Genomic DNA, 22,648 nt, shown 5'->3' on the forward strand with positions numbered 1-22,648 from the left:
ACTACTGCAACAACAGTTCTTTTTTTAATCAAAAATGCTAAAAATAGTCATTTTTTATATAAACATGGCTGTAAAAGCATCAATTTATCTAAAATTTTCTCATCTTGATTCTTTTCTTGCCACCTAAGTGGGCGACAATCAATATATTCACAATACCCACCTTCACCTTGTAGACATTGTTCATTCCAACTTAATTGGTATTGGAAGCTTCCTACATATCCAGCAGCTAATCCAAACTTGTAGTCACCACGGCTTTGCGCATAAAGTTCAAAAATAATTTTTCCATTTTTTTTACATTGCCAAGAAAACTCTCTGGGCAAATACATCTCTTTACCATTCGGTGTTCTAACTTTTGGATAAACGCGATGGATATTTAAATTTACATCTTCAGTAAAGCTTTCAACAGGCTTCCCAAATTCTTGAATATCTAATCTTGAACATAAGATGATATTCCACTGATTTCTGATTTGTGAAAATGTAAGCTGAGTCGTTTCATTTAAATTAATAATTTGGCATGTGTAAAAACATAAAGATAAGAACGGTAAATGCAGAGCTCTTGCGTGTTTAAATCGCCCCAACCCGTCAACTTGATACTTTTGTCCTTTATAAAAAACTTCACCTTCGCATAAACATAATGTTGACCAATAGTCTGAAACGCCCCACTGCAATGCAGACGTATTAGAGATATTGTCTGGAATTTGAATAGTAAGATTGCAACCCATTTCTAGGTCTAATCGCTGAAGATGGATCTTTGGGATTTTCCACTCAATCAAATCTGTTTTATCAAACTGATATTGTTCTGAGTCAAACTGGCATTGCCGCCGAATAGAATAAGTTTTTAAATGCCCCACACTGTGTTGGCTATTACTGACAAGCACAGTTGCCGTATCGATTGCCGAAGTTGTAATTGTGTGAGCGTTATAGCAAAGAGGAATGCGTGGCTGTCCAACTAGACTAATGTAATTAAAATAGCGCAGTGGAGCAGGAAGATTTGGAAGGATTAAGCCTTGATAAACGATTTTAAAAAAACCACGAGAAGGTTGATATACAACCCTCTCTTTAGCATTAAGGCTCAGCTGCTGTAATTGATTAATTTGACTTATCAACTTAGGCATACTGAACCTCTTCTATTTTATGTTTTTATTGTTTCATTACTTTTGCGTGCAAATAGTGTCGTAACAAAACCAGAGAGAGCATAGATAATTGAAACAGTCAAAATGCCCATTGGAATATTATAAGTGATTGCTGCAAAAATCAGTACTACTGGCAACATAACTACAAAGGGAACGCGTTTACGGTCCATTTGTTTGAAAGAGTAATATTTAATATTGGAAATCATGAGCAATCCCACAACAACCATAATCACAGCATTAATGCTTTTAATCGCAATATCACGTAAATCAAAAATGAAAGGATAATCGCGAGCAACCCACACAAGTGAAATAATGATAATGGCAGCGAGTGGACTTGCTATGCCGATAAAATAGCGTTTATCGACAACACCAATCTGAACATTAAAGCGCGCTAAGCGGAAAGCTGCACATGCTGTATATACAAAACAACATGCTAAGCCAATACGACCTAAATCATGCAAACTCCAGCTATACATCAGCATTGCCGGAGCTACACCAAAAGCTAACAAGTCAGAGAGAGAATCATATTGCTCGCCAAAAGCACTTTGTGCACCAATCGCGCGAGCAACTCGACCATCTAAACCATCTAGTAGTGCTGCAATAAAAATGGCATAAATGGCTTGGGTAAAGTCCCCATTCATACTTGCGATGATGGAATAGAAACCAGACAACAAAGCGGCTGTCGTAATTAAGTTAGGCCAAAGATAGATTCCTCGGCGCTTCACTTTTTGTCCTTCCGGATTATCTTCTTCTTCAACCACTTCGAATGTAATCCCATCAAATGAATGTTCATTATGAGTTAAATCTTGCTCTGGTTTAGGCGCATTTGTCATTATTTTCTATTCCAAACATGTGCATTGATTTAAGTTAACTGTTACTCACCTACTAACCAGCGAACAGCAGCGTGACCGCCCGTTTCTTGCATGCGTAGATGCGGGAATAACCACTGTAGTGCTTGATCTGCTTGTTCTGAGAACTGCCAAGGTGGGTTAATCACTAATAGACCACAACCATTCAAACCTATAGGTGTATCGTCTGGCCATACACAAATTTCACAGATTAATTGACGACGAATTCCCGTTTTAAACATTTTCTTTTCAAAACGCTCAATCATCGGTCGGTCTTTAATTGGATACCAAACTGCAAAAACGCCTGTTGGCCATTTCTTATGAGCTTGTTGTAACAGTTCAACTAATTGCGGAAAATCTTTACGTTCTAATTCGTAAGGTGGGTCAATCATGACCAAACCACGTTTTTCTTTTGGCGGAATTACACCAAGCAAGCCCTCGTAGGCATCACGCTCATGTAAACCTGCACGTTTATCATAAATGTTATGTCGCAATTGCTCAAAAACATCGCGTTGCATTTCAAAAACGGTTGCTTTATCAATTTCACGCATGCCTTGCAAAGCAAACCATGGTGACCCTGGATAACTTCCTTTACCTTCTTGAGAGCGTAGTTCTTCTACTAACTTCAAATATTGCTGGATTGCTTCAGGTGCCTGACGCTTTTCCATGTCAGATATCTGAACTAGACGGTGAATGCCTGTAAGAAACTCTCCAGACTTTTGTGAAGGTGCCAGAGATAAATTATATTTTCCTGCACCTCCATGCGTATCGATATAACGATAAGGTTTATCTTTAGCATTTAAGCGGTTGAGAAGCTGTAGCAAAAGCACATGCTTCATAACATCTGCAAAGTTGCCCGCATGGAAATGGTGACGGTAATTCATGTTGACTTTAATTCCTCAATTCAACAAATAGTTTAACATGAAAAAAATATTCTTTCGTAAGGTTGTGATCATCTAAAATAGAGCAGCTTGATATTTTTACGATCTACTCGAGGTTATATGCTCTCTCACCTGCTTCCGGACTCATGGGATCTGGATCAAATTCTAGATGATTTAAATAGGCATGGCTTTGCGATTATTAATCACGCCTATTCGGATCAATATCGCGCTCAAGTCGCCAAAGAATGTAGCCATCATATTGATGAATTTAGAGAAGCTGGTATTCAAAACGGCGTGGTGAGTAATATCCGTAGCGATCATATTCTCTGGATTAATGATCAACTTCCTATTGCTCAACAGCATATTGAAACCTTAAGTTCTTTCTCACAAAATCTAAATCAAGCATTCTATTTAGGAATTAAAGAGGTTGAAGCTCATTTCGCCCGTTATGGTTTGGGTGAGTTTTATGCTTTACACCGAGACAACCCTCAGCAAAAAAATGATCGTATTATCTCAACCGTTTATTATTTACATCCAGAATGGCAAGAAGATTGGGGTGGTCAATTACGACTGCAAGATAAAAATGAGAAGTGGCATATCGTTAATCCCGAGCCAAATCGACTTATAATATTTCAAAGCAATTTATTACATGAAGTATTACCCTCTAAACAACAAAGACTCTCCATTACAGCTTGGCTTCGTAGTGGAAATTCCATTTGGGTTTAATGGTTACTCTTTAAATTTGGTAAATGAACCCGATATAAAAGCTATTGATTAAAGAAGGTAATGGCGTATGTCTATTGAAAGTAAAACAATTGTGAACCGAATTGGTGAAACAGACCAACTTTATTTGACTGAAAATACGCCGGAGCTTGCTTTGGAGCGTGCTGAACTACGCATGCAGCTTGTCGTATTAAGTCGTGTTCGCCAAGAGCAACTTCACTTTTTACAAGAAGCGATTGTTTTACTTGAACAAGCTCGTATGGAATATGAAGAAATGCCATTGAGCTTATACCTTAATTTATCTTTACACTTGGCTAAAGCGTATATGCTCTATTTTGAATTAAATAAAGAAAAACGTTTTGCGTTGATTACTCAACAAATTTTGAAGCCATTAGCTCACCATGAACATGCAGATATATATTTCTTCTTGGCTTATTCGTCAGCCGCTCGACAAGAGTCAGCATTAACACGGCATTGGTTAACTAAATATTTATCAACAAGCACGTGTGACCTTGAATTGCTTCATGGCCAACCTGCATTTGACCTTATACGTCATGAGCCTTGGTATAAAGATCATTTAAAACTAAAGACGCATTAAACACTTAATGTATTAGGCCTGTTTTATTTATTGAATTTAAAACAGGCCTTCGTTCTATTTATTCAGACTGTCTTCATGTAGTTGTTCGTTAAGCTCATCAATCACCACAATCCATTCATCATCTTTTTCCCAATGGCTTTTTAAAAAATCACTTTGACCTTTTGACCAAAAAGAAGCTTCATGTAATTTCTGTTCAGCAGGCAATTGATGTGTTTTGATAAAGGTTTCGATGCTGGCTTCATCTGAATCTAAACCCAGCTGATCAAATAAAAGCTCTAAAGTAGGTTGCTGCTCAAACATTGTTCTTCTCCTATAAATTGTTTTAAATCATCTGTTAACTAATCTAACAATAAAACCTTTTTATATGCATGATAATGTTTATATTTTCTTGTTGTTTTTTGTGTTTTGTTTCAAATGATTAAATATAAAAAAGCACTCTAAAAAGAGTGCTTTTTTTAACTTATCAAAAAGATAAATTATTTCAACATGTCAGCAATTGCTGCACGTTCTTCTTCAAGCTCATTTAACGTAAAGTTAATACGTTCACGGCTGAATTCATCAATTTCTAAACCTTGAACGATTTTGTATTCACCATTCTCAGTTGTTACAGGGAAACCGAACATAACGCCTTCTGGAATACCATAAGAACCATCAGATGGAATACCCATAGTTACCCATTTGCCGTTTGTACCAAGTGCCCAGTCGCGCATATGGTCAATTGCAGCGTTAGCAGCAGAAGCAGCAGAAGACAAACCACGTGCTTCGATAATCGCAGCACCACGTTTACCAACAGTTGGAAGGAACACATCTTTGTTCCATGCAGCATCGTTGATTTTGTCTTTTAAGCTTTCGCCATTTACAGTTGCGAAACGGTAGTCAGCATACATTGTTGGAGAGTGGTTACCCCAAACTGTTAAGTGTTCGATATCAGCAACTGCAACACCAGCTTTTTGAGCAACTTGAGTCAACGCACGGTTGTGGTCAAGACGCAACATTGCAGTAAAGTTTTTCGCTGGAAGGTCTGGAGCAGAGTTCATAGCGATGTAAGCATTAGTGTTTGCAGGGTTACCTACAACTAATACTTTAACGTCACGACTAGCAACTTCGTTTAATGCTTGACCTTGACCGATGAAAATTTCACCGTTAACTTTTAACAAGTCAGCACGTTCCATACCAGGACCACGTGGACGAGAACCTACCAATAAAGCGTAGTCAGCATCTTTAAATGCAACTTTCGGATCATCAGTCCCGATCATGCCAGCCAATAAAGGGAAAGCACAGTCATCAAGTTCCATCATTACGCCTTTAAGCGCTTGTTGAGCTTTTTCAACTGGAACTTCAAGCAATTGTAAAATAACAGGTTGATCTTTACCTAACATTTCACCGCTTGCGATACGGAATAATAAGCTGTAACCAATTTGACCTGCAGCGCCAGTCACGGCAACACGAACGGGTTGCTTCATGTAATTGTCTCCAATGAGTGTCCTTAATCTAGCTAAATAGGAATTCCATCTAACTAAATCATCATAAACGGCAAAGATTGTACTCTAAAGATGTGGCAGATGCATGTAAAAGCGACTCATTTTCACCAAAAGTCTGATAGAAAATACAAATTAATATTTACAAAAAGATTCAATGCATGGTCAGCATTTTTTACGAAATGATCGTCATCTTTAGTAACTACCTTTAATTGTGATTTCACCTGGGCAATTCGATACAACATGATTTGCACATTGTTTATATTGACCTTTTACCGTGTAACACACCTTCACTTCGGTTAAAACAACATCTGAACGCGATAACTGGCAAGTCAAACGAATACCATTTTGAGGCAGGCTCGGATTAAGACGAGTAAATTGCTGTTTTAAGGCCGACTGTTGAATTTCAACATTCGTTGAACTTGTAAGGCTAGCTGGAATTTTTAAACGCTCAGCAAAGTTAATGACTGTCCGGAAATATTGACTTGCATTCATAGGAACGCATCCCCCTACACTTTTCCAAAGCTGTACACGTGCATTATTGTCAGGCATGACCCGAGCTACGACTTTGGCTTGTAATGGAGAAAGAGCGGCCGAACTTTCTGTTGAACAATCAGTTTGATTTGTTTCTGGCATAAGGCCTGTAATTGTCAGTGAATATCCTTCAAGACATTTACGTTGTTTTTGTTTAGAGGGATCTAACGCACATGCGGCAGGTGTCATTTGTACGTGCATAACATATCCCTGTAAATTAACAGGTTCGGCATGCAAAACGGAACTCATCAATCCTACCCCTGCACAGATAAGCCACCATGCAAGTTGCAAAATTGAACGAAGTTCCAAATATCTATATTTCATTTAATTAAAACTTGAATATGCCAATTAAAAGAAGATCCATCATCAAGCACCTAAATTTAAGGCGATGTACGCATTGGAATGACTTTCATACGTTGTGATAATGATTGAGCCCCTTGCCCCAATATCACACCATAATGTGTAGCATTCGTCATAACATGCTTGACATAGTCTCTGGTCTCTAACAATGGAATTGTCTCTGTATATTGGTCAGCCGAAATTGATTGAAAGTCCGGTTGCCAACGTCTTGCCCGATTAGGCCCAGCATTATAACCTGCCGTTGCCAAAACTGGATTATTGCTTAATTGCCCCTGAATCATCGACAAATAAAATGTACCATATCGAATATTGGTATTCATTTCATTTAATGCCGCTGGATTATAGGTTTCGCCCATTTGACGTGCAATCAACTTCGCCGTATCAGGCATAATTTGCATAAGACCTCCCGCTCCAACATGAGAACGTGCAGAAGTAACAAACCGACTTTCTTGTCGCATTAAACCATAAGCCCACGCTGGATCAATTCCTGCATTGTAACTATGACTTACAACATTAGTCTTATGAGGCGTCACATAGCGATACGTATCATTATGTTTATTTGTTGTACGATCTGCTGCATAAATTGCACGGTCATACCACCCCATATCATGAGCACGCTTTGCAGCAGCTAACAACACACCATCATCATGTTGAAGATAAGCTTGTCGAACTGCCCAGTTCCATTCTCGGTTGGTATAGGTTGGATTTGCATTAATACGTCTTAAAGTAAAAGCACGATTAAAGTGAACATTCTGATCTAAACGTCTTAAATCACTTGAAGTGGGCTGATCATCATAGGGTTGATGATTATAACGTTCACCCAAACGATCTTTTGCTAAAAGGTTGTGATAGTCATCACCACTTTCAGCTAACTTCTTATAAATACGTTGCGCAGTATTTTTCGAACCACTATCACCGCGCTGCTCTGTTGCACGAGCAAGCCAATATTGCCAGCGATCTTCTTGTTTTTGTGTCACGCTCATAGCATCAATGGCACGAATTAAACTTTCCCAAGCACCAAATCGAATTGCCTGACGCGCATAAATTTCAGCTTCTTCAGGACTTAGAGGATAACCGTAACTTGCATCAAAATATTGAAGAACTTCACGATTGAAATTATTTTTCATGACCGTGGTGCCACCAATATAAGCCACCGTTCTATATAAATACTTTTGTATATTCTCTGGTGTACCTTGAGCGACACGTTGTACGTTCGAAAAAGCGTTGCTTAAGTCATTATTAGCCAAACGACCTAATGCAAAAATCAAATAAGCATAGTCTGTATCATTGGTTTTAGGCGCACTCCACAAATAATTGAGTGGATTAGCCTGAATTTGGTTAAGCTGCGCCAACGACAAATTCATTCCCAAAGTCTGTGCGGTAGCAAGGGCCTGCCCTGTTAAACCAGAACGTAACTGCACCCAAAGACGTTGTTGTTTATCTTGCTGACTCATTAATGGGCTAGATAACATCAAGCGTCCTAAGCCCACACAAGATTCAGGTTGCGATTCGGTGGCTAACCATACATCTTTGTATTCAGCAAAAACTAATGCGTCACCGGTTTTCGCTCGCACCTGTGCCAATGCGCAATTTTCGGCCTGATCAGGATTAGTTACATAAGATAGTAAAGGTTGTGCAGATGCGAAGTCAGCTTGTTTAACTTTTTCTTCCACATAATCGGCGGCTAATTTCTCAGCCATTGCTGATTGAGGATAACGTTGAGCAAAACTTACAATCGAGGCTGAAGGTTGAAAGCCTAGATTGGTATTAAGTTTCCAATATTCCGGATAGTATCCCAATACATCATTTTGCATAGCAAGCTGATATTGGTCTAATAATGCTGTATTACCACTATTTGCAGCGTTTAATGCGTCATTAAACTGCTCTTCGGCAGCATAGGTAAATGAACAACCAAGTAAACACATAGCTCCTAACCAGCTACGATGCATATATTTATTTTTCATTACACGACTATGGATTGATGAGCTCTTTCTACTTGGTCTCATAAATGTGTTAAACCCTGACTATTCACCTTCAGAGCATAGTTTAATTAGTCTTCGTGCTTTCTTTTGTTGTGTTATGTAACTCTCTGATTCAACATCATTAAAATTTACATAATTTACTTCAAAAAAACCGTGTCATGTTCTGAAGGTTTACTGTTATCGGTTCGGTCCAAATACTGCTATAATGAATGGTTTGACCCATTTTGGGCAAATTTATTCTTTTTTAGATCGATCTGTTAGGAGCCTGCATGACGGTTCAAACCTTCATTCCCAATGGTGCCAAAGCTGCCTCAGAAAACACTGTTACCCAGCCAACGCACACCACTGATGTTTCAATAAAAAAACTTTATATTGAAACTCAAGGGTGTCAGATGAATGAGTATGACAGTCACCGTATGGCAGACCTTTTAGGGGACTCTCACGGTTACATTTTAACGAGCAACCCTAGCGAAGCAGACATCCTGCTCATGAATACGTGTTCTATTCGTGAAAAAGCACAGGAAAAAGTATTTAGTGAATTAGGGCGCTGGCGCAAATTAAAAGACAAAAATCCTGATCTTGTGATTGGTGTTGGTGGGTGTGTTGCCTCTCAAGAAGGTGACAATATTCAAAAACGTGCGCCTTATGTAGACATGATTTTTGGCCCTCAAACATTACACCGTTTACCGCAAATGCTTGATCAACATAATGCTCAAGTAGAAAAACCTAAAAAAGATAAAATCAAACTGGTTGATATTTCTTTCCCAGATATTGAAAAGTTCGACTTTTTACCAGAACCACGTGTAGAAGGCTTTAAAGCATTTGTTTCTATTATGGAAGGCTGTTCTAAATACTGTTCTTTCTGTGTAGTTCCCTATACACGCGGTGAAGAAGTTTCTCGACCATTAGACGATGTACTTGCAGAAATTGCAGGACTTGCTGAAAAAGGTGTCCGTGAAATTTCTCTTCTTGGACAAAATGTAAATGGTTACCGCGGTGAAACCTTTGAAGGTGGTATCTGCACTTTCCCTGAATTGTTACGACTCGTTGCAGAAATTCCGGGTATTGGACGCTTACGCTATACAACTTCGCACCCACTTGAGTTCTCTGATGAGCTTATTCAGTGTTATGAAGATTTACCTCAAATGGTGTCACATTTACACTTGCCGGTACAAAGTGGTTCAAATGATGTTTTAAAAGCAATGAAGCGAAATCACACGATTGATGTCTATATTGATAAAATTGCGAAGCTACGCAAAATTCGTCCAGATATGCATTTATCAAGTGACTTTATTATTGGCTTCCCTGGTGAAACCGATGAAAATTTTGCAGAAACATTGCAATTTATCAATGATTTAGACTTCGATCATTCGTATAGTTTTGTTTATTCAAAACGCCCAGGTACGCCAGCATCAGACTTGCCAGACACCACACCTGAGCAAGTTAAAAAAGAACGTTTAGCTCAAGTTCAAAAAGTAATTAAGCAGTCTAGTATTGAAAAAACAGATGCCATGTTAGGTAAAATTGAACGTGTACTTATTGAAAAAGTATCTGATCAAGACCCTAATATTTTAATTGGTACTGCTGACAATACACGTCTGGTCACTTTCGTTGGTGATGCGACTTGGGTTGGTCGTTTTGCAGAGATCGAGATTACTGAAATTAAAACTTTAAATTTTGTTTACGGTGAGCTCTTGAATCTTGAACCTGACGTGGCGTAATGTAGAGGTATTCTAAAGTCTACTGAAAGGTTTTCTCTTGACTGCAGCGATTCGACGTACCGTAACATTTCCTGAAATTTCAATGGAACGTTTAAAGAGCATTCTGGGTGCCTATAATGGGCACCTGAAGCAAATTGAACAGCGTTTAGATGTCAAAATTACTCATCGTGGAGATGTTTTTCACATAGATGGTGAAATTGATGCTGTTGGGAGAGCCGAAGCATTATTGCAACGACTCTACGAAGAGTCTGAGCTATCCCAGCAAATCAGTGCCGATCTATTACACCTCCTCATTCAATCTTCACAAACTGAACGCAATTTCGAGTTGGTTGGTGACGAAATGGATGAACATGATGCGCCGCTCGATGTCTATTTCCAGACACGAAAAGGCCGTATTAATCCACGTGGTGCCAATCAAAAACGTTATGTACAACGTATTTTACAAAGCGATATTTCTTTTGGTGTTGGTCCTGCTGGTACAGGTAAAACCTATTTAGCAGTTGCCGCCGCCGTAGATATGCTAGAACGTAATGAAATCCAGCGGATTTTACTTGTACGTCCTGCTGTAGAAGCTGGAGAAAAGCTGGGTTTCTTACCTGGTGATTTAACCCAGAAAATTGACCCATATCTACGCCCTCTTTACGATGCCCTTTACGAAATGCTTGGCTTTGAAAAAGTTGCCAAGTTAATTGAGCGTCAAGTAATTGAAGTTGCGCCTCTTGCATATATGCGTGGTCGCACACTTAACCATTCATTTGTAATTTTGGATGAAGCTCAAAACACAACACCTGAACAAATGAAAATGTTCTTAACCCGTTTAGGTTTTGGCTCTCGTGCAGTAATTACAGGGGATATTACTCAAGTCGATTTACCTAAAGGTCAACAATCTGGTCTGGCACACGCACTTCGCGTACTCGAGAATATTACCGAAATTCATATTACCCGTTTCCATTCCCGCGATGTTGTACGTCATCAACTGGTTCAAAAAATTGTTGAAGCGTATGAAGGTTGGGATGGAGAACAACATCGTCTTAATGCTGAAGCTCGTGCTGAACGCAAAGCACGTCAAGAAGCGTTAATGACTGAAAACGATACAGCAGCAGACTTGCAACATCAGGATGCTTAAGGATTCATTTTGAAAATCAGTTTAACTTTACAACAAGACTTCCTATCCCCTGAGTTAGAGCTCAAACGAGCTCAACTCAAAAAAATCATTGAAACAACCTTACGCCACGTTGGTTATAACGAAGATTGCGAAATTGGCGTTGCTTGTGTCGATTTAGCAGAAAGCCAACAACTTAATCTGCAATATCGAGAGAAAGATAAGCCAACCAATGTTTTATCTTTTCCAAGTGATATTCCTGAAGAAGTTTTACCAATGCTCGATGCCTTTCCTCTGGGTGACTTAGTCATTTGTATTCCAGTTGTATTGCAAGAAGCGGTTGAACAAAAGAAAACAGCTCAAGAACACTTTGCACATTTATTGGTACATGGTGTTTTACATTTACTGGGTTATGACCACGAAACTAGTGACGAAGAAGCTGAAGAAATGGAAGGGATTGAAGTTGAAATTCTAGCAAAGCTGAATATAGACAATCCCTACCAAGAACAGATCTAATCATTATTGATTAGATGAAAAACATAGTCTGCCTTCAGGTGAGATGTTGTTTAATGAACTAAAATCAATGTGGATAAGCCAAAACTTATCCACATTTTTTATTAATGCACTTCAAATTCTGCTTGAGCTGGATCGAAACGCCAAGTACGTACAATACGCAATTCAGAAATGTCTTTCATATTGGTATCAAAATGCCCAAATGGTGCGCCGCGACGTACTGAAGACTTTGCAGCTTCATCCAATACCGAATGCCCTGAGCTCTCAAGCAACCGAATTGCACGAATCCCTCCTTGTGCATTTAAAATAACCATTAAACGGACTTCGCCTTTTAACTGTTGCAGTTTGGCTTCTTCTGGGTAATAGCGATTACCATACAACTCCACTTTTTCACGGAACTTATCTAAATAAGCAGCCGAAGCATCTTTTTTTGCCTGAATTCCATCTACTGTTTTTATTTTTTGCTGGCGGCTGAAATCTTGTCTGCGTTGTAAATATTGTGCTTCAAGGCTCGCAACCATCGCAGCTTTTGCCTGAAATTGACTTTGTAATTGTTCTAATTCTTTTTTCCTTTGACTGGCGTCAGCTTGTTTTTGCCAACTCAAAACAGTCATTAAGACTTTTTCTTCAAATTTAAGCTGTCTTTGTTGCTGAACCTTTTGCAAAGTTTCTAACTGCGCATCTCCAGTTGAAGCATCATTAGGCGTCGGATTTGGAGTATCACTAGAGGTACGGTGGGCTTCACGAAATGCGCCTGAACCTTGCTGGTCCGCTTGTGCCAAAAAGTCTGCCTGCTGAACTGCCTCATTGCTTGATCGAATTGAAATTGCAATTTCTTTAGTCGATTGCTCTGATGGGCTAGGCATCGCAAAGTGAATGAGCAACACAAAAATATGCAGGAAGACTGCCAATATTGTTGCAGCAATAAAGACTCGGTCTTGCCACCAATGGTAAAAAGGCTCTATGGATAGACTTCTTTTGTTCAACATAATCTTAAAAGCATATAAATGCCTTATCCCCACGGTTTAATACCGAATAAAATATAAACTGATATTCAAATCTGGATAAAAGTGTGATTCACTTCAAATATAGAGTTTTATCCATTTTCATTTTGTCAAAATGTATCAATTAAATTTGTTACACTGCAATATCAAAACTCGTTTTTTATCATAATAAAGATTGTGTTGGTTCTTAAGTAAATTATCTTCTGGAAGTTCTTTTATGCAAACGCTATTTTCATCATTAGTCAGACGCCTTAAAAAAGTCTACCAAAAAGCAGAAGCATTCATTGAAGAAGAAAGAGATTTTACGTTATCACAAACCTTTCTGAATGCGACTTTACAACGTTATGTCACCAATAATGTTGAATTTCTAGATGACCTCCACGCGGATCTTTATCATGACTGGTTAAGGTTATATGCAACCATGCATGTAAAAGGTCTAGAGACGACATTATCTGTTGATTTAAAACTGATTCAGATGGAATTTAATCAAGAACAACAGCTTTTAGTTTTTGAACAAATTAGTAATACACAAATTATTGAAGCGAAATATAAAAACTTTTGGCAGAAGATTGCCGTAAAAGCCGCTGTTTTTTACTACCATAAAATTTTGAAAAAAGATCCTTTAGGAATGATTCTGGAACGTTTTAATGTAGCAGAGGAAAGTGATGAACTCATATTTCTTGATCTCAATCGTTGGTTTGGTAAAAAGGCCAGCATCATTGAGACATTAAGTAAAGTGCATGTAAATTACGCACGAGTTCGTGAGGCTGAGTTAGTCGTATTTGGAAATGTGAATTTAGCAGCGCTACTTTACCGTGATCAGGACGATGATTTTGAAGATGAATTAGAAGATTCTGAAATCACACCAATCCAGCAAAAAGATGTATAGCTGTTCTGAATAAAAATGAATTAAATGCCAAAAAACACAAATAGATTACACATTTAGCATAAATCCTGATTTTTTCTCCATGATCAGCAGGCATAATATGTTTAAGTTATAGATGCATCAGCACTGACTTTTCAGTCTGTACAAGGATATTTACTTATGGCAACAAAATTTCTGAAATCGTTTGGCATCGCAACAGGTATTTCAACAACTTTGCTTTTTGCAGGTTTCTCAAGCCATGCACTTGCCATGAGCCCATTTCAGGCAAATTATCAGTTCACTTATAATAATAAAGGTATGGGTTCAGCTACACGTGCCTTAAGCCAGCAAGGTAATAATTGGACTTATAATTTCACTGCAAAAGCAGGTGGAATTGCTTCTGCAAGTGAAACAAGTAAATTTAGTTTTGCTAATGGTAAAATTGGATCTCAAAGTTTTAGCCGTACCAGCAAAATTTTGATTCATAACAACACTATGAATATTAACTTTAATCCAAACAGCAAAACTATTTCTACCAAGAAAGATGATAAAGCACGTTCATTTGCTTGGCAGCCTGGCGTGCTTGATGAGTTAAATGCAGAATTACAAGTTCGTGAAGATTTAAAAAATGGTTCACTTAAAACTTCATACCCTCTTGCCGATGCAAAAGAAGTTGAAAATCGTCGTTTTGTAAAACAGGGCACTGAGAAAATTAAAACCTCTTATGGCACCTTTGATACCGTAAAAGTTGTTTTAGAACATGGCAGACCAGACCGTAATACTATTTTCTGGTTAGCACCTAAATTGGACTATTTACCAGTTAAAGTCAGCCATGTTGATGGTAAAACTTCTTATGGCCTGTTATTAACAAGTTATACGGGTAAAACGAATTAAAGCTTGCATTTTTTCGGATGCTTTTTAAAATACGCCTTTGCTTTAAAAGCATCCGTCTAGAGGATTCTCCCGTGCACGCACTAGAACAGAAAATCTTAACAGAAGGTATCGTTCTATCTGATCAAGTCTTGAAAGTCGACGCTTTCTTAAACCACCAAATTGATCCTGTATTAATGCAGCAGATTGGTAAAGAATTTGCCGCTCGCTTTAAAGATGCAGGGATTACCAAGATTATTACCATTGAAGCATCAGGTATCGCACCTGCAATCATGGCAGGTTTGGAACTTGGTGTACCTGTAATTTTCGCTCGTAAATATCAGTCATTGACGTTAAAAGATGACTTATATCGCTCTAAAGTGTTTAGTTTTACTAAACAAACTGAAAGCACGATTGCGATTTCAAACAAACACCTTCATTCAACTGATAAAGCATTAGTTATTGATGACTTCTTGGCGAATGGTCAAGCAGCATTAGGACTAATTGATTTAATTCACCAAGCAAATGCAGAAGTTGTAGGGGTTGGTATTGTGATTGAAAAATCATTCCAATCGGGCCGTGATTTATTGCTTGAAAAAGGCTATCGAGTTGAGTCATTAGCACGTGTTCTTTCTCTTACAGATGGTAAAGTTACTTTTGTAAAAGAATAAATTGTGCAAATAAAAAAGAGCGGATATCCGCTCTTTTTTTTGGCTGTTTAAAGAGAAACTACAAGCTTTTTAACCACTTCACCCAAACGCTTACCTTGAGCTTCACACAAAATCTTTTCATCCTGACTTAAGTTCTGGTCATGGCGGGGGCCGCTTACATGACTTGCCCCATACGGTGTTCCACCTGTTTTAGTGTTAGATAAAGCTGGAATTGCATTTGGTAATCCCAAAATCATCATCCCGTGATGAAATAACGGTGGTAGCATCGTGAGTAAAGTACTCTCCTGCCCACCATGCATAGATCCAGAAGAAGTAAAAACACAAGCAGGTTTATTATGTAATGCCCCATTAAGCCAAAGACTCGTCGTTTGGTCCCAAAAATATTTCATTTCACTTGCCATATTTCCGAAGCGAGTTGGGGAACCCAACGCCAGACCCGCACAATTCGCCAGATCATCTAACGTACAGTAGATATCACCTTCTGCCGGAATACTTGGTTCAGCTACCGTGACGACTGGAGCAATATTTGGCACTGTCCGAATTTTCACTGACATACCCGCAGATTCAACACCATTGGCAATTAAATGCGCCATTTCTTTAGTAGAACCATATTTACTGTAATAGAGTACAAGAATGTAAGGTTGCATCGGTTTCATAAATTTTGTTAAAAAGAACACTATACGGTATTTTTTATTTTTTTGGCGAAACCAATTTTATGAAATTCTAGAGGTGATTAATTGTTTAGCGTTAAAGGTAACACGAGCAAATTTCTCAAAATCGTTGAGTAAAAGGTTCACCAACTTTTAATGAATCTTATGATCACACAACAGAAAGCCAACTTTTTTGAAAAGATTATGGCTACAATTTTTTCTATAGCGCATAGTAAACTTACAGAACGACTTTAATTCTATAAGTTATTATTTTGCTTTAATCTACGATTTGAGTTCTTCAGCTCATACTTTGATAAGCTATTAATCGCCCAACATGATGATTAAAAAAATCGGGATAGACAACGCATGTTACAACGTTTCTTAAATAAGCTTCCTTTTTATAATAAAACCTGGTTTCAGTTCGTTTTATATGTATTTAAACGTTTTGAAGCTGATCGGTGCCGTGAACAAGCTAGTTCCCTTACCTATACAACACTATTCGCAGTTGTACCGATGTTAACGGTTTTTTTAGTTATTATTTCTTCAATTAAAGCGTTAGAACCTGCAAGACAACAGCTCCAACATTTGATCTATAGTAACTTTTTACCAAAGAGCACTATTGCGTTTGATAAAGCTTTAAATGCTTTCACAGAGAAATCGAGCAACCTAACCGTTATTGGTGTACTGTTTTTATTCGTCACTACCGTTTTAATGCTGACCTCAATTGAAACAGTCTTTAATCGTATTTGGCGCGTAAAAGAAACTCGTAGTGGCATTATGGGTTTTATGCGTTACTGGACCATCATCTCTTTGGGTCCGATTATTTTAGGAAGTGCATTCGTCATTTCCTCGACTGTCGCTTCCATGAATATTCTCAGCAATAATTTTGCAGGATATCAACTTGATGGATCATTTATACTCTGGTTAATTTCTTTCTTATTGACCATTGTTGGCTTTTTTATTTTGTATTGGACTATTCCGAACCGAACAGTTCCAGTTTATGCAGCCGGTATAGCGGCTTGCTTAAGTGCTGTACTTTTTGAAATACTCAAAAACCTATTCAGCTTCGTCATGTCAAATTTCACCAGCTATGAACTGATCTACGGCGCATTTGCAGCAGTACCTATTTTCCTGTTATGGATCTTTCTTTCATGGAATATTATTTTACTGGGCGTAGAAGTTAGTTTTGCTTTAACTGCTTTTCACTCAGGTAAAGAGCAAAAACGACACCCTGTTCTAATGTTATTAGATATTCTTGAGCTGTTTTATAAAAAGCAAAAGCTGGGTGAAAGTGTAAGTGATAAAGAAGCTTTAGAAATTTTAGGCCGTGGAGAAATTGGTCGCTGGCCTGCTTATGTGCTTTTACTAGAAGAACAAAATTTGGTTAAACGTACTGATAAAGATGAATATGTTCTAGCGCGTAATTTATCCCAAGTTGATTTCTGGAGTTTTTTCACCGCCCTTCCATACCCACTACCTTTACGTCAAGATGTCCAAAATGTGCATGATGACGATGAGTGGATGGAAAAAATTGGACCAGTACTCATTGAGTCTAATGATTATTTGGCTGCAAAACTTTCTATTCCTCTTTCAACAATTTTTGAAGAGAAATAGAAAAATAAGACGATTTATTAATATAAATGTCTTCCACTTCTAAACACTAAAAAACCCTATTATTGAAAAATAATAGGGTTAAAAATTGGAAAATTTAGGAGTGGATTATGCTTTCACAAAAGTTTTCCATACAAAATCTTGCGTTGCACCTTTTAATGTCATTTTTAACTGATCGCCCAAATGTAATGGCCCAACACCAGCAGGTGAACCTGTCATAATCACATCACCCGGCTCTAGTGAAAAGACCTGATTAATATCTGTTAATAGATCACCAATGGTAAACATTAATAGTTCAGTATTTCCATCTTGACGTAACTCATCATTAATATGGAAAGTGAATTTGGTCTCTTGCCAATTTGTAATTTCTTTTGTATCTACCCAATCAGCCAATACACAAGCACCATCAAAAGCTTTTGCACGTTCCCATGGGTGACCTTTACTTTTCAGATCATTCTGTAAATCACGCATTGTTAAATCAAGACCTAATGTCACAGCACCAATCGCTTTCAATGCTTTTGCAGGATCTGTTTCACCTTTTAAAGGCTGGTCAATGCGTAAAACTAATTCACACTCAAAATGACAACTGCCCCAAGCTGGATTCCAAGAAATACCGTCATTTAAACCAATCAAACTACTAGGTGGTTTAATAAATAATATAGGCTTGTCAGGCATAGCATTATTTAATTCTTTGACATGATCAGCATAGCTTCTGCCTACGCAAACGATTTTTGAAGGACGTGTATTCATGAGGCTTCCTTTGTTGTTGCGGCTAATAATTCCAATAATTTATTTCTTAAATGTATTTTCAAATATCGTTTGATCTGAAACCTGTGCAAATGCGCGCTTTGGCACAATAATTACAGTTTTATTTTTCAACTCAAGCATGTAAGTCAACTTACCTTTAGCAAAGGTTTGCACATCCGCATATTGCACCACTTGCTTACGCTCACTGGAATAAAGCTCAAAATAATCTTGATAGAGTTCGATTCCCTGCTCGCTCCTTCCAAACTGGTAACGAACAAATTGACGTTTAAATAACATCGGTAAAAGCCAGTAACGCATCAACCCTTGCATCACCAGAAAAAACAAACCTAACCCGACATAATATCGGCCTACACCAGAGAAACCTAAATAAAGTCCCCAAATAATAATTGCGATACTAATCGCAGGTGTTAGAAAACGGGTAAATTGTTTTTTCCCAAATGTCACTAATGAAAATCCATCTTGTGACTCTTCTAAATTCAAATAGTAACGTAAAGATAAAGCTGTTTTTTGCTCGGTCATTGCACTGCATCGATACTCAATAAATCGGAACTATTAGAGCATATTCATTTCAGCTTTAAAATGAATCAAAGGCTATTTTTTGTTTTGCTCAAAAGTAGCCTTAGTAGCGAGATTAAAAATATTTTTCGTTGCATATATGGAACGTAGATTCATATTTATTGGGCTTATTTCACTTTTTAAAATTTCTACAATAAGAGCATCACCTTCTTAGTGGAATGTCTCATGTCTTTTTTTGCAAAATTATTTGGTTTAAATCAAAAAGCAACAGTCTCAAAAGATGTGGTTACGCAAACCACTCAAGAGACAAATCTCTTCAATGAACCAAGCTTTTTAGAATTAATTAAAAAACGCCGTTCTATTTATTCAATAGGAAAAAATTTAAAACACTCTCCTACTGAAATTGAAAAACTAATTCAAGAGGCTGTAAAACATAGCCCATCTGCTTTTAACTCCCAATCTTCTCGCGTTGTAGTTTTATTTGATCAATCACACCAAAATTTCTGGAATATAGTTCTAGATGTATTAAAAACCATTATTCCGGCAGAAGCCCTAACTGGAACTGAACAGAAAATTCAAAGTTTTGCATCAGGTGCAGGTACAGTTTTATTTTTTGAAGACCAAGATGTGATTAAAGGTCTACAAGAGCAATTCGAGCTATATGCTGATAACTTTCCAATCTGGTCTGAGCATTCAACAGCAATTGCACAATTTGCAGTATGGAACGTCCTAGCTGAACAAGGCATTGGTGCTTCATTGCAACACTATAATCCAATCATTGATGAGAAAATTAATGCAGCTTTTAATATTCCTACTCACTGGAAATTAAGAGCTCAATTAGTATTTGGTTCAATCGAAGGCGAAGCAGGTGAAAAAGCTTTTATTGAAGATGAAAGCCGTTTTAAAACATTTGGTTAATCTTTTCCACCTTTAATTCTTTTCAAAGCTGGTTTCTATGAACACCGGCTTTTAATAAAGATGATAAAAATCAGACACAAAAAAACCGCTATATAATAGCGGTTAATTCTTCAAGTGGTGCGCTCAGAGAGATTCGAACTCCCGACCCCTTAGTTCGTAGCCAAGTGCTCTATCCAGCTGAGCTATGAGCGCGTACTTGATGTTGCGCATTATACGCATTTTTCAAAGCTTAGGAAGTCTTTTTTCATCTTTCTGTCACCAACCGTCTAGTTCTTAGCCACCCCCTATTTTATAAAAAATGGGAGCTAAAATTATTGATGTTTTTCTCACCTAAGATGTATTTGAAATATTTTTTTTCAAATAAGTTTTATAGGCTTTTTGAAGCATTTGGCCATCTACCTACAAGATAAAGGCTACTGTTTTAGTCAACATTATAGAAATAATATATTTCTAGTTGAACTTTAACATTATAGGCACGAGTAAAATTTATCTAAGATAATGCTTCAAATGAGTGAAAATATGATTAAAAAATAATTCATCAAAAAAATATTATATAAAAACTATTATTATTTTTACGTCTAAATTAAATAAATTATTATTTCATTAAATATTATTTAATATCAAAAAATGTGACTAAAAATACACATTGACAGCTTTTGAGATCTAACCAATACTAAATTTTAATTATTGAGATATACATCTCACTAATTATGTAGCGCAATAAATAATACTTACTTAAAAATACATAATTATATAGGAAATAGACCAACATGTTTTTACTAAAAAATCTCGTATCTTCGATATCAAAAGTTACTCAAGACTTGGGTAATGTTGTATCGGTAACTACCACTGTAAACACGGGTTCCTCTGTTGATGCGAATGTTTCAACATCAGGCTTACTTTCAAATGTTCTTTCAACAGTAACTAATACCGTTACCCACACAACAACAGGCTTAGTTTCTGATGTCCTTGGCACAGTAACAGGTACTGTCGGCTCTACAAATCCATTAGGAACCATCACCAATATAATAGGTGGCGTAACTGGTGGCGTAACTGGTGGTGCTACTGGCGGCAACCCAGTTGGTGTCGTGACTGACATCATCGGCGGTGTAACAGGCGGTATTGGTGGTGGGACATCTCCAATCTCTCCAGTCATTGATGTGGTTCAAAGCGGTATCGATATTCTTCAGGGTGTAGAAAGCCTAAAAACTGAAATTATCAACACTGGCATTGAAACTGTTGCAGGGACAGTAATTGGAGTACTTCCACAAACTGAACATCCTGTTTCTGAAATTGCAGACCTGGGTACATTAACTTTCGAAACTTCTCGTGACACTGTAAATGGTGCACTTGGAGTTGTTTCTGATTTAGTCGGTGGTGACATCCAAGGCGCAACTACTTCAGCAACAGGTATTGTTAATACACTTATCACTAATGGTACAACTGCTACAGGTATTGTCACTGGCGTTGTTGGAAGTGTTACAGATGTAGTCGGTGGTTTAACAGGCGGTGTGGGCGGCAACCCTCTTGAAGTCGTGACTGATATCATCGGTGGCGTAACTGGCGGTGTTGGTGGTAACCCTCTTGAAGTTGTCACAGATATTATTGGTGGTGTGACTGGCGGTATTGGCGGTGGCACATCTCCAATTTCTCCAGTCATTGATGTGGTTCAAGGCGGTATTGATATTCTTCAGGGTGTAGAAAGCCTAAAAACTGAAATTATTAATACAGGTATTGACACTGTTGCTGACACAATTATTAGCATCCTTCCACAAACCGAACATCCTGTTTCTGAAATTGCAGACCTTGGTACATTAACTTTCGAAACTTCTCGTGACACTGTAAATGGTGCTCTCGAAACTGTTTCTGACTTAGTCGGTGGCGACATTCAAGGTGCAACTGAATCAGCAACAGGTATTCTTGATACGCTTATCACTAATGGTACAACTGCTGCTGGTATTATCACTGGTGTTGTTGGAAGTGTTACAGATGTAGTCGGTGGTGTAACTGGTGGTGTGGGCGGTAACCCTCTTGAAGTCGTGACTGACATTATCGGTGGCGTAACAGGCGGCGTTGGTGGTAACCCTCTTGAAGTTGTTACTGACATTATCGGCGGTGTAACGGGCGGTATTGGTGGTAACCCTCTTGAAGTTGTTACTGATATTATCGGCGGTGTAACAGGCGGTATTGGTGGTGGGACATCTCCAATCTCTCCAGTGATTGACGTAGTTCAAGGCGGTATTGATATTCTTCAGGGTGTAGAAAGCTTAAAAACTGAAATCATCAACACTGGTATTGATACAGTAGCAGATACAATTATCGGTATTCTTCCACAAGTAGAGCATCCTGTTTCTGAAATTGCAGACCTTGGTACATTAACTTTCGAAACTTCTCGTGACACGGTAAATGGTGCACTTGAAGTTGTATCTGATTTAGTCGGTGGTGATATTCAAGGTGCAACTGAATCAGCGACTGGCATTCTAGGTACACTTATTACTAATGGCTCTACTGCAACGGGGTTATTAACAGAAATCCTTGGCGGAGTGACAGGAACTATTGGTGGCGCAACTGGTAGCGTTGGTGGTGATAGCCCTCTTGGCGTAGTAACTGATCTTCTCGGTGGTTTAACTGGAGGAGTTACTGGCGGTGACAGTCCTCTTGGTGTAGTAACTGACCTTCTAGGTGGCTTAACTGGTGGGGTTACGGGTGGAAGTGGTTTAGATGTTATTTCTAATTTACTTGGTGGATTAACGAGTGGCGGATTACTCGGTGGAGTAACTTCTACAGTATCTAGCGTAACAAATACAACGCATACTATCGTACCTCAGTCATTACTTACTGATAACTTCTTAGATAATTCTTTCCATACTGTTTAATATTATTAAAAGAAAGCCACTTTTAT

21 protein-coding genes, 1 tRNA gene and 2 pseudogenes are annotated in these 22,648 nt (G+C 38.0%); 11 read left to right on the top strand and 13 right to left on the bottom strand.

The window, feature by feature from the left end:
• Nucleotides 1-37: 37 nt before the first annotated feature.
• The 3 genes and pseudogenes from FY048_RS07560 to FY048_RS07570 all read right to left on the bottom strand — a co-directional run bounded on the left by FY048_RS07560 (nucleotide 38) and on the right by FY048_RS07570 (nucleotide 2,865).
• Nucleotides 38-1,115 (bottom strand): annotated as a pseudogene (locus FY048_RS07560) (DUF6670 family protein).
• Nucleotides 1,116-1,132: 17 nt separating this feature from the next.
• Nucleotides 1,133-1,966 carry a CDP-diacylglycerol--serine O-phosphatidyltransferase gene (gene pssA / locus FY048_RS07565; protein WP_016140141.1) on the bottom strand — a complete coding sequence of 278 codons (834 nt, stop codon included), beginning with the start codon at nucleotides 1,964-1,966 and terminating at the stop codon, nucleotides 1,133-1,135.
• A 41-nt stretch (nucleotides 1,967-2,007) separates the two neighbouring features.
• The gene (locus FY048_RS07570) at nucleotides 2,008-2,865 is read right to left on the bottom strand and encodes a 23S rRNA (adenine(2030)-N(6))-methyltransferase RlmJ (RefSeq protein ID WP_446090736.1); all 858 of its coding nucleotides are present in this window, start codon (nucleotides 2,863-2,865) and stop codon (nucleotides 2,008-2,010) included.
• 117 nt (nucleotides 2,866-2,982) lie between these two features.
• Between FY048_RS07570 and FY048_RS07575 the strand changes: the two genes are divergently transcribed.
• Both FY048_RS07575 and FY048_RS07580 read left to right on the top strand, forming a co-directional pair.
• Nucleotides 2,983-3,588 carry a 2OG-Fe(II) oxygenase gene (locus tag FY048_RS07575; RefSeq protein WP_446090737.1) on the top strand — a complete coding sequence of 202 codons (606 nt, stop codon included), beginning with the start codon at nucleotides 2,983-2,985 and terminating at the stop codon, nucleotides 3,586-3,588.
• Between the two features lie 67 nt (nucleotides 3,589-3,655).
• Nucleotides 3,656-4,183 carry a hypothetical protein gene (locus FY048_RS07580; RefSeq protein ID WP_446090738.1) on the top strand — a complete coding sequence of 176 codons (528 nt, stop codon included), beginning with the start codon at nucleotides 3,656-3,658 and terminating at the stop codon, nucleotides 4,181-4,183.
• Between the two features lie 54 nt (nucleotides 4,184-4,237).
• Here the strand turns inward: FY048_RS07580 and FY048_RS07585 are convergent, their stop codons facing one another.
• The 4 genes from FY048_RS07585 to FY048_RS07600 form a co-directional block, all read right to left on the bottom strand.
• A complete protein-coding gene (locus FY048_RS07585; protein ID WP_446090739.1) occupies nucleotides 4,238-4,483 on the bottom strand; it encodes a DUF2789 family protein in 246 nt (81 codons plus the stop codon).
• Nucleotides 4,484-4,659: 176 nt separating this feature from the next.
• Nucleotides 4,660-5,646 carry a malate dehydrogenase gene (locus FY048_RS07590; protein ID WP_004639466.1) on the bottom strand — a complete coding sequence of 329 codons (987 nt, stop codon included), beginning with the start codon at nucleotides 5,644-5,646 and terminating at the stop codon, nucleotides 4,660-4,662.
• A 210-nt stretch (nucleotides 5,647-5,856) separates the two neighbouring features.
• A complete protein-coding gene (locus FY048_RS07595) occupies nucleotides 5,857-6,519 on the bottom strand; it encodes a ribonuclease T2 family protein (protein WP_004789563.1) in 663 nt (220 codons plus the stop codon).
• A gap of 56 nt (nucleotides 6,520-6,575) precedes the next feature.
• Nucleotides 6,576-8,519, bottom strand: coding sequence for a transglycosylase SLT domain-containing protein (locus tag FY048_RS07600; protein ID WP_446090740.1), 1,944 nt, complete (start codon nucleotides 8,517-8,519; stop codon nucleotides 6,576-6,578).
• A gap of 287 nt (nucleotides 8,520-8,806) precedes the next feature.
• On the opposite strand from FY048_RS07600, the gene miaB reads away from it, so the two are divergent.
• Genes miaB through ybeY form a run of 3 tightly spaced genes read left to right on the top strand, consistent with a single transcriptional unit; the run spans nucleotide 8,807 to nucleotide 11,876 of the window.
• The gene (gene miaB, locus FY048_RS07605; RefSeq protein ID WP_199989512.1) at nucleotides 8,807-10,258 is read left to right on the top strand and encodes a tRNA (N6-isopentenyl adenosine(37)-C2)-methylthiotransferase MiaB; all 1,452 of its coding nucleotides are present in this window, start codon (nucleotides 8,807-8,809) and stop codon (nucleotides 10,256-10,258) included.
• 37 nt (nucleotides 10,259-10,295) lie between these two features.
• The gene (locus FY048_RS07610) at nucleotides 10,296-11,384 is read left to right on the top strand and encodes a PhoH family protein (RefSeq protein WP_017388325.1); all 1,089 of its coding nucleotides are present in this window, start codon (nucleotides 10,296-10,298) and stop codon (nucleotides 11,382-11,384) included.
• 9 nt (nucleotides 11,385-11,393) lie between these two features.
• Nucleotides 11,394-11,876, top strand: a complete 483-nt coding sequence (gene ybeY, locus FY048_RS07615; RefSeq protein WP_446090741.1) for an rRNA maturation RNase YbeY — start codon at nucleotides 11,394-11,396, stop codon at nucleotides 11,874-11,876.
• 101 nt (nucleotides 11,877-11,977) lie between these two features.
• Here the strand turns inward: ybeY and FY048_RS07620 are convergent, their stop codons facing one another.
• Entirely contained in the window at nucleotides 11,978-12,862 is an 885-nt protein-coding gene (locus FY048_RS07620; protein WP_446090742.1) for a TonB family protein, read from the bottom strand.
• A gap of 232 nt (nucleotides 12,863-13,094) precedes the next feature.
• On the opposite strand from FY048_RS07620, the gene FY048_RS07625 reads away from it, so the two are divergent.
• From FY048_RS07625 to FY048_RS07635, 3 genes are all read left to right on the top strand, one after another.
• The gene (locus FY048_RS07625; RefSeq protein ID WP_446090743.1) at nucleotides 13,095-13,766 is read left to right on the top strand and encodes a hypothetical protein; all 672 of its coding nucleotides are present in this window, start codon (nucleotides 13,095-13,097) and stop codon (nucleotides 13,764-13,766) included.
• 156 nt (nucleotides 13,767-13,922) lie between these two features.
• On the top strand, nucleotides 13,923-14,636 hold the full coding sequence (locus tag FY048_RS07630) for a DUF3108 domain-containing protein (RefSeq protein WP_016140129.1): 714 nt from the start codon (nucleotides 13,923-13,925) through the stop codon (nucleotides 14,634-14,636).
• A 71-nt stretch (nucleotides 14,637-14,707) separates the two neighbouring features.
• A complete protein-coding gene (locus FY048_RS07635; protein WP_004639480.1) occupies nucleotides 14,708-15,283 on the top strand; it encodes a xanthine phosphoribosyltransferase in 576 nt (191 codons plus the stop codon).
• Between the two features lie 47 nt (nucleotides 15,284-15,330).
• On the opposite strand, the gene wrbA is transcribed toward FY048_RS07635, so the two are convergent.
• A complete protein-coding gene (gene wrbA, locus FY048_RS07640; protein WP_446090744.1) occupies nucleotides 15,331-15,939 on the bottom strand; it encodes an NAD(P)H:quinone oxidoreductase in 609 nt (202 codons plus the stop codon).
• Nucleotides 15,940-16,299: 360 nt separating this feature from the next.
• Between wrbA and FY048_RS07645 the strand changes: the two genes are divergently transcribed.
• Nucleotides 16,300-17,547, top strand: a complete 1,248-nt coding sequence (locus tag FY048_RS07645; RefSeq protein ID WP_446090745.1) for a YihY family inner membrane protein — start codon at nucleotides 16,300-16,302, stop codon at nucleotides 17,545-17,547.
• A gap of 105 nt (nucleotides 17,548-17,652) precedes the next feature.
• On the opposite strand, the gene FY048_RS07650 is transcribed toward FY048_RS07645, so the two are convergent.
• Both FY048_RS07650 and FY048_RS07655 read right to left on the bottom strand, forming a co-directional pair.
• A complete protein-coding gene (locus FY048_RS07650; RefSeq protein ID WP_446090746.1) occupies nucleotides 17,653-18,294 on the bottom strand; it encodes a fumarylacetoacetate hydrolase family protein in 642 nt (213 codons plus the stop codon).
• 39 nt (nucleotides 18,295-18,333) lie between these two features.
• The gene (locus FY048_RS07655; RefSeq protein WP_446090747.1) at nucleotides 18,334-18,831 is read right to left on the bottom strand and encodes a YcxB family protein; all 498 of its coding nucleotides are present in this window, start codon (nucleotides 18,829-18,831) and stop codon (nucleotides 18,334-18,336) included.
• Between the two features lie 222 nt (nucleotides 18,832-19,053).
• Here FY048_RS07655 and FY048_RS07660 point away from each other — a divergent pair, with 222 nt between their 5' ends.
• Complete coding sequence (locus FY048_RS07660) at nucleotides 19,054-19,746, top strand: nitroreductase family protein (protein WP_446090748.1); 693 nt, start codon at nucleotides 19,054-19,056, stop codon at nucleotides 19,744-19,746.
• 115 nt (nucleotides 19,747-19,861) lie between these two features.
• Here the strand turns inward: FY048_RS07660 and FY048_RS07665 are convergent.
• Both FY048_RS07665 and FY048_RS07670 read right to left on the bottom strand, forming a co-directional pair.
• A tRNA-Arg gene (locus FY048_RS07665) sits at nucleotides 19,862-19,938 on the bottom strand.
• 141 nt (nucleotides 19,939-20,079) lie between these two features.
• Nucleotides 20,080-20,178: pseudogene (locus tag FY048_RS07670) on the bottom strand (hypothetical protein); the annotation flags it as partial.
• Between the two features lie 338 nt (nucleotides 20,179-20,516).
• Between FY048_RS07670 and FY048_RS07675 the strand changes: the two are divergent.
• Nucleotides 20,517-22,622 carry a hypothetical protein gene (locus FY048_RS07675; RefSeq protein WP_446090749.1) on the top strand — a complete coding sequence of 702 codons (2,106 nt, stop codon included), beginning with the start codon at nucleotides 20,517-20,519 and terminating at the stop codon, nucleotides 22,620-22,622.
• Nucleotides 22,623-22,648: the final 26 nt, after the last annotated feature.

This window comes from Acinetobacter sp. 1124_18A (assembly GCF_052824995.1).